General features: G+C 65.7%; 11 protein-coding genes and 2 pseudogenes. 4 read left to right on the top strand and 9 right to left on the bottom strand.

Features of this window, described 5'->3' with window-relative positions:
• The 3 genes and pseudogenes from CK944_RS20330 to CK944_RS20320 form a co-directional block, all read left to right on the top strand.
• Positions 1 to 792 (top strand): recombinase family protein (locus CK944_RS20330; RefSeq protein ID WP_103174886.1); only part of this gene is annotated, 792 nt, incomplete at its 5' end.
• A 244-nt stretch (positions 793 to 1,036) separates the two neighbouring features.
• A pseudogene (locus CK944_RS20325) lies at positions 1,037 to 1,245 on the top strand (cold-shock protein).
• A 174-nt stretch (positions 1,246 to 1,419) separates the two neighbouring features.
• Positions 1,420 to 1,821, top strand: a complete 402-nt coding sequence (locus CK944_RS20320; protein WP_103174885.1) for a DUF6481 family protein — start codon at positions 1,420 to 1,422, stop codon at positions 1,819 to 1,821.
• Positions 1,822 to 2,048: 227 nt separating this feature from the next.
• On the opposite strand, the gene CK944_RS23810 is transcribed toward CK944_RS20320, so the two are convergent.
• From CK944_RS23810 to CK944_RS20290, 6 genes are all read right to left on the bottom strand, one after another.
• Positions 2,049 to 2,429: a hypothetical protein gene (locus CK944_RS23810; protein ID WP_205049123.1), complete on the bottom strand. Its 381-nt coding sequence runs from the start codon at positions 2,427 to 2,429 to the stop codon at positions 2,049 to 2,051.
• Positions 2,430 to 2,608: 179 nt separating this feature from the next.
• A complete protein-coding gene (locus CK944_RS20310; RefSeq protein ID WP_103174883.1) occupies positions 2,609 to 3,496 on the bottom strand; it encodes a DMT family transporter in 888 nt (295 codons plus the stop codon).
• A 217-nt stretch (positions 3,497 to 3,713) separates the two neighbouring features.
• Entirely contained in the window at positions 3,714 to 4,352 is a 639-nt protein-coding gene (locus CK944_RS20305) for a lactate utilization protein (protein ID WP_103174882.1), read from the bottom strand.
• Positions 4,349 to 5,770, bottom strand: coding sequence for a lactate utilization protein B (locus CK944_RS20300; protein ID WP_103174881.1), 1,422 nt, complete (start codon positions 5,768 to 5,770; stop codon positions 4,349 to 4,351). The genes CK944_RS20305 and CK944_RS20300 overlap by 4 nt, the downstream gene beginning before the upstream one ends.
• A 2-nt stretch (positions 5,771 to 5,772) precedes the next feature.
• Positions 5,773 to 6,540 (bottom strand): (Fe-S)-binding protein, encoded by a 768-nt coding sequence (locus tag CK944_RS20295; protein WP_103174880.1) that lies wholly within the window; start codon positions 6,538 to 6,540, stop codon positions 5,773 to 5,775.
• 6 nt (positions 6,541 to 6,546) lie between these two features.
• Positions 6,547 to 8,316, bottom strand: a complete 1,770-nt coding sequence (locus CK944_RS20290; RefSeq protein ID WP_103174879.1) for an L-lactate permease — start codon at positions 8,314 to 8,316, stop codon at positions 6,547 to 6,549.
• A 545-nt stretch (positions 8,317 to 8,861) separates the two neighbouring features.
• Between CK944_RS20290 and CK944_RS20285 the strand changes: the two genes are divergently transcribed.
• Positions 8,862 to 9,608 (top strand): FadR/GntR family transcriptional regulator, encoded by a 747-nt coding sequence (locus tag CK944_RS20285; RefSeq protein ID WP_239986184.1) that lies wholly within the window; start codon positions 8,862 to 8,864, stop codon positions 9,606 to 9,608.
• Between the two features lie 116 nt (positions 9,609 to 9,724).
• On the opposite strand, the gene CK944_RS20280 is transcribed toward CK944_RS20285, so the two are convergent.
• The 3 genes and pseudogenes from CK944_RS20280 to CK944_RS20270 all read right to left on the bottom strand — a co-directional run bounded on the left by CK944_RS20280 (position 9,725) and on the right by CK944_RS20270 (position 10,853).
• Positions 9,725 to 10,345 (bottom strand): hypothetical protein, encoded by a 621-nt coding sequence (locus CK944_RS20280; protein WP_103174877.1) that lies wholly within the window; start codon positions 10,343 to 10,345, stop codon positions 9,725 to 9,727.
• Positions 10,346 to 10,567: 222 nt separating this feature from the next.
• Positions 10,568 to 10,717: pseudogene (locus tag CK944_RS20275) on the bottom strand (3-hydroxyacyl-CoA dehydrogenase family protein); the annotation flags it as partial.
• Positions 10,718 to 10,727: 10 nt separating this feature from the next.
• A complete protein-coding gene (locus tag CK944_RS20270) occupies positions 10,728 to 10,853 on the bottom strand; it encodes a 3-hydroxyacyl-CoA dehydrogenase family protein (protein ID WP_371411685.1) in 126 nt (41 codons plus the stop codon).
• Between the last annotated feature and the right edge of the window lie 6 nt (positions 10,854 to 10,859).

The following is a 10,859-nucleotide window of genomic DNA, read 5'->3' as shown; positions in this document are numbered from 1 at the left end:
ATCCACGAGGAGCACGCCTCGGGTGCCGACCGCACCCGCCCTGCCCTGGCGCGGCTTCTGGCGACGATCCGGCCCGGAGAGACGCTGGTGGTGGTCCGCCTCGACCGGCTGGCGCGCTCCTTGAGCCATCTGTTGCAGGTGATCGAGACGCTGGAGGCCAAGGGCGCGCATTTCCGGTCGCTGGGCGATCCGATCGACACGACAACCGCACAGGGCAAGTTCAGCCTGCAGGTGATGGGGGCGGTGGCGGAACTGGAACGTGCGCTGATCCGCGAGCGGACCAAGGCCGGGCTGCGGGCCGCGCGTGCGCAGGGGCGGGTCGGCGGCAATCCGGCACTGAAGGCGGGCGACCGTGAGGCGATCCGCAAGCTGCGTGCCGCCCGGGACGAGACCTACTTCCAGAAGCTCGAGGCCACAGCCGACACCTGGCTGCCCTTGGTGCGCCGGCACCGACCCGGAATGGCCTGGGACGACCTGACCAGGCTCCTGGGCAACCGCACCGGCCAGCCCTGGACGGTCGAGCGGCTGAAGCGCGCCGCCCGCCGCTATGTCCGCGACGGGCTTTTGCCTGCGGCCGTGCTGGACCGCGCCCCGCGCCGCACGGCGGATGACCGGCTGCTGGCCATCATCGCCGGGATGCGCCATGCCGATCCCGACCTGACGCTGGCGGGCATTGCCAAGCGGCTGGAGGGCATGCGCGAACGCACCCCCCGCGGCAGTTCGAAGTGGTATCCGTCGTCCGTGCGGTCGCTGCTGTTGCGAGCCGAGAAGATGGGGCTGATCACGGCCTAGCCCCCTGCCGGGTCAGGCCGACCGATGAGAGGCGGCTGGCCCCGGCCCATCGTGGCTCCGTTCCTCGCGGCATTGACAAGGGGACCGGCCGCTCCTATCTGCTGCCTACCGATATTTGTCTGCCGAGCTATGATTGTTGCGCGTCTGGCACCGCGTTCTGAACTGATCTCCCTTTCAAATTCGCCATGTCTTGCCGTTGCGCCCGGGCGCCCCGGCCAACTCACTTGCCTTGAAGGGGTTCATCATGGCCGCCGGCATCGTCAAATGGTTCAATTCCACCAAGGGCTTCGGCTTCATTCAGCCTGACAACGGCGGCCCGGACGCATTCGTCCACATTTCGGCTGTCGAACGCGCGGCCTGGGCGAACTCGTCGAAGGCCAGAAGCTGTCCTATGACCTGAAGCGCGACCGCAAGTCGGGCAAGATGTCGGCCAGCAACCTGCAAGTCGCATAAGCAAGTGACTTGCCCTTGTCAGCTGCGCAACAGCCTTCTTCTGACAGGGCATCCCGGGATCCGGGCCAGGCAGCTTGCCCGGCCTTTTCCTGCCAAGACAGCGTGAAGTCGCACGGCAAGACGCCATGACCTCGCTGCCCTGCCGGGAAGGGTAAAGCCCGGACAAGCATCACCATGTCAAACACCTGGAGCAGAGATTTGAGAGCCATCAAGAAGACCGAACTCGCTGAACGCCGCGGCACCGCCACGGAAGCAAAAGCCGCCCTTCTTCAGGCCTATCGGGCGGCTCAGAAAGCCTCGCCCGAACGCGAAGCCCGGCAACAGGAACGCATCCGGATTGCCGAGGCGCGGGAAGCCCGCCAGACGGCACGCGAACAGGCCAAGCTTGAGGAGCAGGCTCGTCTGGAAGCGGAGACCCGCGAACGTGAAGCCGCCCTGGCCAAGGCAGCCACGGCAGAGGCCGACGCCCGCGAGCGCGCCGAGAACCAGCGGATCACCCGCGTCCTTGACGATGAAGCCATGCGCAAGGCCATGCGCGACCAGCGTTACGCGGCCCGCAAGGCACGCCGAGGCTGACGGGCAAGCCGCGCCGACCCGGATGTCCGGTCAACCCGGACGATCCTTCCTGCCCCGGGTGGAGCGAGGAAGCCCGCCGCACATTCGTGGCAGGGCCTCTGGCCTGTCCGGGCACAATCCTGGGGTGATGATCCGGTCCCTGCAGATCGTCCCCTCGATAATGGCCGCCTTGGGCCCATATTGCTGACGGCCTTGGCACCCTCATCCCCGTTCGCGGCAATCGGCCCTCAGCCCGCCTTCTTGCGCGGCTTCGCAGCGGGCTTTGCTTTCGACACCTGGCGCGCGGCGGCTTCGCTTTGAAGACGAAGCGATCTGAGCCGGGCAATCCGCTGGTTGCGGGCAGCGGCCTCGGCATCGATGATCTCACGAGCCGCGCGATCGGTGACATCCGCGCGGGTTTCCGAGCGCGTGGCCCGGAAAAGGGTCTTTGATGCAGTCATGAAGGAAACTCCTCTCTTGCAAGGGTCATCTGCCACGGTCCCGTCAAAGGCGACCCGGCAAAAAGACCCGGCAGAAATCGCACGCAGCTGTGCAGGGATTTGCAAGCGGCCGATCGACATCATTGCAGCTTGGTCAGTCCCATACATGGGTATTCCGAACAGGATCATCAAGACCCTCTTTCAAGAAGAGAAGGAAAATCAGAAGATTGGCTGGCGTCGTCTCGATCAGGCCAAGGCTGAAGGACAGGTCTGGCGTGGATTCGGAGGCAGTTGCGTCATGCCCTTGAGGTCAACCTTGGCGGCAGACCGGATCAGGCGCGTCCCAATGCCCGTGGTGGTCGCCCGATTTACGTGGCAGGGTCGGCAGAACCCGCCGGCGTCTTGAGCCGAGGTGCCAGCACCAATCCCCCAAGGCCCGAAGCGAAGATGACAGCAAGGCCCAGCAGCGCCACGGGGTCGGGCCAATCGCCGAAGACAAGAAATCCGATCACGGTGGCCGCGATCAGCTGGAAATAGATCAAGGGCGCCGACACCGTTGCAGGCGTCGTCCGGTTGACCACGACCAGCAGATAGTTGCCGAAGGCCGAGGCCAGCGAACTGACGATCACCAGGGTCCAGACCTGCCAGTCACCGGCGGATGGAATGGCGGAAAGGCCCGCAGGAAGCAGAAGCACAGCCCCGATGACCAGTTGCGAGGCCAGCAGGAAAGGCGAGGGATGAAACGGTGCCAGCCAACGCGTTGCCGTCAGGTAGGCGCCGTAGAACACCCCGGCCATCAGCGCGAAGACCATGCCCCTTCCCATGTCCGCGCCGGGCTGAACCACCATCAGCACGCCCGCAAAGCCCAGAACAAGCATCGCCGTCCGAAGCCATGACACGCGCTCGCCCAGCAACAGGGCCGACAGCGCATAGGCCACCATCGGACCGATGAAGAAGACGCCGAACACGTTCGCGATGGGCTCGGTCTGCAGCGCGCTGAGGATCGAGGCGATGCTTGCCACGATCAGCACTGCCCGCAGGATCAGCCGCCAGTCCAGCAGGCTGCGCAGGTTGGCCCGCCGCAGGCCCAGCGGCCAGGCCAGAACCGCCGCGGCTAGCGCAAAGCGCGACCAGGCCACGAACAGCGGCTGCACGCCCGCCTGCGTCAACAGCTTGCCTGCCGTGTCGCCACAGACGATTGCCGTGGTGGCGACGGCGACAAGGGCAAAGACGGTCAGGGGCGCGGGGGATTGCATGGGCAAGGTCCTTCAATCTGCACGGGGTGCCTGCCGCCGTGCCATTCACGGGTCCGGACGCCCGGGCCATGCTGTTGTTACAGGCCAGCCAGGTTGGGGGGCGTTCTGCGGGACCACAATTTGTCAGGCAAGGTCGAAATGCCAGTGGGCCGATTAGCCCAAAGAGGTCGGATTGGAAAGCCTCTGCCCGCTGACAAGCCGGGCTGCCGGGGTGGCATCAAGGACCGACCAGCAGGACGTGCAGGAAGCCGGGACCGTGGGCGCCCCGGACATAGCTGCCCTCGATATCGGTCGTGCCGCTGGGGCCGGTGATCAGGATGGCGTTGCGGGGCTGCGCCCTTCCCTGCATCGCGGCGGCATAGTCCTCCAGATGAGGCAGCAGGTCGTTCCGGCGCAGGACAAGAATGTGATGCAGCGGCAGGAAGGACAGAAGGATCGGGTTGTCGGTTCCCGAATGGATCACCAGCGATCCGCTTTCGGCGATGCCCCATCGGGCCAGACCCAGGCCTGCGGCCTCGTCCGCGGCGATGTCCGTGTGGATGGCGGTCCCGTCCCAATCAAGCGTCGCCAGTTCCGCCGCCGGCTGAAGCGCGACACCCGGCAGGCCATGGTCCGCAAGATAGCGGCGCAGGGCGGCAGGGACGGCGGCCATGTCGGGGACGTGGTCGATGGTGGTGCCCAGGGCCATGGCCTTCAGGGCGAAGGCCTCGGCCAAGTCCGGCGCCGCAAGTTGGGGCCGAGTTGCCTGCGGGTCCGCCAGCAGGGCTGCGGCTTCCGCGGCGATGGCATCAGGATCCGGCCGCCGTGAACCCAGGCCGTTTCGGATGGCGGACAGGATGCGGTCGCGTGCGGTCATCTGCCACCCTCTCGCCTGGCCTGTTCGGCGCGATACTGTTCCATGAAGGTCCGGCCCGACGGGCGCGGCATGTCGCGATAGGCGGTCCAGCCCCCGGCCAGCGGCAGCCTGCTGATCCAGCCCCGCCGCCCCAGCAGCCGCAGGGCACGCACGCCGATCCGGCTGGCCAGGCGGTAAAGGGCGGGCCGCCGCGCAAGCATGGCCCAAAGACCGATACCCGCGCGGACGCTGCCGGGTTCCAGCCGTTCGCGCCAGCTTCGGCGGCGCCAGGCGCGCAAAAGGGTGGGCAGCGGAATGCCCACGGGGCAGACCTCGGCGCAGCGGCCGTTCATGGTGCAGGCGTGCGCCAGGTCGCGCGACGGCGCCAACCCATCCAGCACCGGCGTCAGCACAGCACCCATCGGACCGGGATAGGTGCCGCCATAGGCGTGCCCGCCGATCTGGCGATAAACGACGCAATGGTTCATGCAGGCGCCGCAGCGGATGCAGCGCAGCATCTCGCGGAACTCGTCGGCCAGCATCCGCGTGCGGCCGTTGTCCACCAGGACGATGTGCATTTCCTCGGGACCGTCGGCGTCGCCGGGACGCCTGGGTCCGTGATGGAAGGTCGTGTATTGCGTCATCTCGCCGCCGGTGGCGGACCGCACCAGCAGCCGCAGCAGCGCAAAGGCGTGCGCGGTCGAGGGCACCAGCTTTTCGATCCCCGCCGTCACGATATGGACGCGCGGCGGCGTGGTGGTCAGTTCGGCATTGCCTTCGTTGGTGACGGTGCAGGTCGCGCCCGTGTCCGCGACCAGGAAGTTCGCGCCCGAGATGCCGATGTCGGCGGCCAGGAACTTGGCGCGCAATTCGCGCCGGGCGCTTTGCACCATGGTCCCCGGATCCTCGGCGGCGGGGGGCGGGTTGTGGCCCGTCCTGAACAGATCGGCCACCTGTTCGCGCGTGCGGTGCATGGCGGGCCAGACAATGTGCGACGGCCGTTCGCCCGCAAGCTGGATGATATGTTCGGCCAGATCCGTCTCGACCCGTTCGATCCCGGCATCGGCCAGGGCATGGGGCAGGCCGATCTCCTCGCCCAGCATGGATTTCGACCGGGTGACCAGCTTGGCATCGGCGTCCAGGCAGATGCGGGTGACGATGGCCCGCGCCTCGGCGTCGTCCGTGGCCCAGTGGACCTGGGCTCCGGCGGCAGTGGCGTTTCGCTCGAACATCTCGAGGTAATGGTCAAGATGGGCGATCACGTGGTTCTTGATCGCCTTGCCCTTGTCGCGCGCGGCGTCGAATTCGGGGAATGCCGCCAAGGCGGCCGCGCGCTTGCGTTCGGCGGTGCCGGTGGTGCGGTCGATGGCGATCTTCAGCGCGCCGTCCGACAGGGCGGCGGCCGCGCGTTCCTTGAAGCTTGGCTGCGGCACGGTCATGGTCACCCTTCCTCGCCGATGGCGAGGCCGTCCGCATGGCCTGCCAGAACCTCGATGGTGTGGAAGCAGCGCGTCCTGGCGCCGCGCCGGTGCAGCTTGCCGGCCATGTTCATCAGGCAGCCCAGGTCGCCCGCCAGCAGGATATCGGCCCCGCTGCGTTCGATGGCCTCGGCCTTCTCGGTGGTGATGGCGTCGGAAATCTGCGGATATTTCACGCAGAAGGTGCCGCCGAAGCCGCAACAGACATCGTTGCCTTCAAGCGGCCGCATCTGAAGCCCCTCGACTTCGGCCAGAAGCGCGCGGGGCTGCGCGGCGATGCCCAGTTCGCGCAACCCCGCGCAACTGTCGTGATAGGTCGCCGAGGCATCCAGCCGGCGGCCTTGCGGCCGATAGCCCATGACATCCACCAGAAAGCTGGTGATCTCGTGGGTCTTGGCGGCAAAGGCGGTGGCGCGGGCGGCCCATTGGGGGTCGCCCGCCAGCAGTTCGGGATAGGCATGGACCATCGTTCCCGCGCAGGACCCCGAGGGGAGGACGACATGGTCGCATCCCTCGAAGGCGGCGATGGTCTGGCGGGCCAGATGGGCCGCGTCGGTGTCATCGCCGCTGTTCAGGGCCGGCTGACCGCAGCAGGTCTGGCCCTGCGGCACCTCGACCCGGCATCCTGCTTCCTCCAGCAGCTGGATGGCCGCAAAGCCGATCCCCGGCCGGATCGCATCGACAAGGCAGGTCACGAACAGACCGACGCGGGGATTGGGCTTTGCGGCCATCGTTCTTCAGGTCCTCGACAGTGCGGGAAGGCGGCTGCGGTTCTGCGACATCAGGAACAGCACCGCTGCCGCCCAGATCACCGCCGCGATCCACCACATGTTGAACCCGCCAGCCAGCAGCGCAAAGCCGATCAGCCCGCCCTGGATGATGTAATAGGTCATCGGGATCAGGGTCATGCGGATGATCGCGCCCTCGCGGTTGACCAGGCCCACCGTTGCGGATGCGGCCACCACGTTATGCACGCAGATCATGTTGCCGGCCGCCCCGCCAATGGCTTGCAGCGCGACGACGGTGCCCGCGCCCGCCGCGCCCAGACCGATCTGTTCGGCGGTCGAGAACTGGAACAGCGAGAACATCATGTTGCTGACGGTGTTCGATCCGGCGACAAAGGCGCCCATCGACCCGATCAGCGGCGCAAACATCGGCCATGCCTCGCCCACGACGGACGACACGCCTTGGGCCAGGACGATCGGCATGCTTTGCAGCGTGTCGGATGCCGAATTGATGAACACCTGCACCATCGGCACCGCCAGAAGCAGCGCAGGCGCAGCGGCGATCATGGTCGAGGCCGAGGATTTCAGCGCCTGGAGATAGTCGCGCCCCTTCATGCCATGCAGGAAGAACGTGATGAGCGAGACGAGGATCAGCACCGTCCCGGGCAGATACAGCACCTGCACCCGCGCGTTGATGCCCGAACTGAACAGGTTGTCCAGCGCGATGGTGACCTCGGGCGAGTTCAGCCAGGCCTTCACCGGCCCTACGGCGCGAGTGATGATCAGCAGGGCCACGACCAGGACATAGGGCGCCCAGGCCTTCATCAGGGGCATGACCGGGCGGGTCGCGTGATGATCTTCAAGATCGTCCAGCTTGCCGACCCAAGCCTCGTCCCACTGGTTGCGGGGCGGGAAGTCGAAGGTCTCCCTCGGGATGAACAGGCCGCGCTGTGCGGCGGGAACGACGATCAGCAGGCCGATGATGCCGCCCAGCAGCGACGGGAACTCCGGCCCCAGCAGATTGGCGATGATCCAGTAAGGGACGGTAAAGGCAAAGCCCGCAAACAGCGCGAATTTCCAGATGCGGAAGCCTTCGATGAAGGACCGGTTCGCGCCGAAGAAACGCGTTAGCATCCCCACCAGGATCAGCGGGATCAGGAAGCCGACAAGACCGTGGATGGTGGCGACCTTCACGGCGATCTCCAGCAGATAGTCGGTATAGGCCATGGGCGCGATGGTCGTCTCGACGATTTCCTGGCCGCCCAGTCCGGTGTTCACGCCGACCAGGATCGGGGTGCCGACGGCGCCGAAGGATACCGGCGTGCTCTGGATGATCAGCGTCACAAGGACCGCGGCCATGGCGGGAAAGCCGATGGCGACCAGCAGCGGGGCAGCGATGGCCGCAGGCGTGCCGAAGCCCGAGGCGCCCTCGATCAAAGAGCCGAACATCCAGGCGATGATGATGGCCTGAACGCGCCGGTCGGGCGAGATGCTGGTGAAGCCGCTTCGGATCGACCGGATGCCGCCGCTTTCCTCAAGCGTGAACAACAGCAGGATCGCGCCGAAGATGATGTACAGCAGGCTGATCGCGGTGATGGCGCCGTTTGCGGTGGCGCCAAGAACCATGTTCAGGTCGGTGCCCCAGACCAGCAGGGCCGTGGCCGCCGTGACCAGATAGGCCACGAGCATCGAAAAACTGGCCGACCGTGCCATGACGACCAGCAGCACGAAAACCGTGGCGATCGGCAGCAGGGCCAGAATGAATATGATGATGTCAGGCATCGTTCCTCCTCGGATGACGGGCAAGCCCGCCGTTTTGTTGTGCCGCCCCGGCTTTTCCTCCGTGCCGGGTTTTTCAGACTGCGGTCCTTGCGGCTTTCATGCGGCAGGCAGGGGTCGGGTCGGCCCTGCTTGTCATGTCGTGAATGTCGAAAGGGAAGTTTCCCGCCGGTCGGGTGCTGGATTGCAGCACGGCCCCGCCATGGGGACCATACCTTTCAGCCGTTGTCAGATCGGCTCCTCCACTCTTTTGACACGCTCCACCCCGGGGCGACAGGATAAATATCGCAAGAGGTAAATAATATGATCCTCTGGCATGAATCAATGAACTTTCGGACCTTCGCGCTTGGCGTCCTGTCCCGCCTGCCGAACGGAAGGTCCCGCGGCTGTGCAGGCTCGGTTGAATAAATACATCTGCTGCAAAGGGTTGATCCCGCCTGCAATTGCTTGAATTGCGGCTTGCCCAAGGTAAATTATGTTGGACACAGGCTGCGCGTTGCAGCCCAGGAGGGTTGCGCCCCATGATCGCGGCAAAGGTTTTCGAACCTGTGGAACACGAATCAGTCGTCCAGGCGGTTGTGGACAGGATCGAGACGATGATCGTCGATGGCATCCTGAAGGGGGGGGCGCGTCTTCCCTCGGAACGCGAGATGTCGGATGCCTTCCAGGTCTCGCGGCCCAAGCTGCGCGAGGCGCTGCAGGTCTTGGAAAGCCGCAATCTCGTGACCATCCGCCATGGGGACGGCACCTATATCGCCGAACTGACTGGACGCGCCATGTCGCCCGCGATGCTGGCGCTTTATGCGCGCCACGGCGAGGCCTTCCACGATTATCTGGAATACCGGCGCGAGCAGGAGGCGTTTTCTGCCCGCCTTGCTGCCCAGCGGGCCACCCCCGCCGACAAGGAACGGCTTGCGGCCATTCGCGACGATCTCCAGATCGCCTGGAAAGCCGATGACCGCGAGGGCGAGCGAGAGGCCGATGCGCGGCTGCACAGCGCGGTCGTGGACGCCAGCCACAACACCACCCTGATCCATATGATGGCCTCGGTCTTCGACCTGACGCGTCGCGGCATCTTCTACAATCGCGACCTGTTGCGCAGCATCGACGGCACCGGCCGCAAGCTTCTGGACCAGCATCTCGAGATCATCGACGCGATCCAGGCGGGCGATCCGCAACGCAGCGAAAGGGCTGCGCGCGACCACCTTGATTTCGTGGAACAATCCATCCACCTGGGCCGGGAACAGCAACGCCGCGAACAGCGCGCCCGGATGCGGCTGAATTCGGAAGGGTGATCGGGCAAGCCTGACCCGGCCAGACCTTTCCGCTTTGGAAGCCGGATTGCCAGGTCGTCACGACAGACCGCGAACCGCTATCCCTCTGCCTCTCTGCCCCGGTGAGGGGGTTGGGCCTAGTCGGCAGCGAAACAATAGAACAGGCCGTCGCCTCCCGTGCCCTGCAGCGCAGGGATGTCGCAGCCGCGCGAGGGATGGGAAGAATTCCACGACTTTGCCGCCGTGGAATCATCCAGCCCCATCCGGTCATGGTGGCCTACCATGGCCGAACCTTCGGTTCCGCTTGTCCAGTCGGAACAGGTCTGCTCGGCCGCGGTGCCGTCAGGCATTGATCCGGTCAGGATATCGTGGCGGTTGGGATCGTCACCCCGCCCGTTGACAGGCTTTCCGGATTCATCAAGGGCAGTTTCCTTCGAGAGGTGGTTCCCATCGCCGTGAAGGGCCTCGACATTCTCGGCAATCAGGGTGCCGGCCGCGTTGTGCCAGGGTCCCTCTCCGATCCTGTCGCGCGCATCGACCGTGCTGCTCGAGAGATAGGCCCGCCATGTCTTGCCAGTGGCTCCGGCCGCCTCGGCCAGTGTCGTGCAATGCGCATCGGCTCCTTCCAATCCGCCCAGGTTGCCACCGCCCCCCGGATTCTGGCTGGTCACGAAAAAGCTCATCGACCTGTCCTGTGCCACGGCCATGACGGTCGTACAGGCCAGCGCCAAGAGCGAAAGACCCAATGAGGACTTCATGCTTTCGGCTCCATATGTGCGATGTGGTCGCTTTATCTTCGCATCTCTCAGGCTCATCCTGTGCAACAATCGCGGCACTTCACGAAAACGTGGGTTCGCTGGGCTGGCGATCGGGCAGGAACCTTGCGCCGCGGCTTGCTTCGTGCCTGGCGCGTGATGACCCACAGCCGACCCCAATGGCCTCCAGGCCTTCGTTCTCCAGCCTCGTCGCCGCCGCCCCCCTCACCGTGTCGGAACCGGCGTTTCTCCGCGATAGTCGTAGAAGCCGCGGCCGGTCTTGCGGCCCAGCCATCCGGCCTCGACATACTTGGTGAGCAGCGGGCAGGGGCGGTACTTGGTGTCGGCCAGGCCGTCGTGCAGCACGTTCATGATCGTCNCCCCCTCACCGTGTCGGAACCGGCGTTTCTCCGCGATAGTCGTAGAAGCCGCGGCCGGTCTTGCGGCCCAGCCATCCGGCCTCGACATACTTGGTGAGCAGCGGGCAGGGGCGGTACTTGGTGTCGGCCAGGCCGTC

This window comes from Paracoccus sp. SY (assembly GCF_002901215.1).
Taxonomy (GTDB): domain Bacteria; phylum Pseudomonadota; class Alphaproteobacteria; order Rhodobacterales; family Rhodobacteraceae; genus Paracoccus; species Paracoccus acridae.
Note: the sequence above shows the minus strand (reverse complement) of the source record. Positions and strands in the feature narration are given on the sequence as shown.

Coding starts and splice junctions, on each gene's coding strand:
- CK944_RS20320 (WP_103174885.1), top strand. CDS start 1,420: ATGTCAAACACCTGGAGCAGAGATTTGAGAGCCATCAAGAAGACCGAA.
- CK944_RS23810 (WP_205049123.1), bottom strand. CDS start 2,429: ATGATCCTGTTCGGAATACCCATGTATGGGACTGACCAAGCTGCAATG.
- CK944_RS20310 (WP_103174883.1), bottom strand. CDS start 3,496: ATGCAATCCCCCGCGCCCCTGACCGTCTTTGCCCTTGTCGCCGTCGCC.
- CK944_RS20305 (WP_103174882.1), bottom strand. CDS start 4,352: ATGACCGCACGCGACCGCATCCTGTCCGCCATCCGAAACGGCCTGGGT.
- CK944_RS20300 (WP_103174881.1), bottom strand. CDS start 5,770: ATGACCGTGCCGCAGCCAAGCTTCAAGGAACGCGCGGCCGCCGCCCTG.
- CK944_RS20295 (WP_103174880.1), bottom strand. CDS start 6,540: ATGGCCGCAAAGCCCAATCCCCGCGTCGGTCTGTTCGTGACCTGCCTT.
- CK944_RS20290 (WP_103174879.1), bottom strand. CDS start 8,316: ATGCCTGACATCATCATATTCATTCTGGCCCTGCTGCCGATCGCCACG.
- CK944_RS20280 (WP_103174877.1), bottom strand. CDS start 10,345: ATGAAGTCCTCATTGGGTCTTTCGCTCTTGGCGCTGGCCTGTACGACC.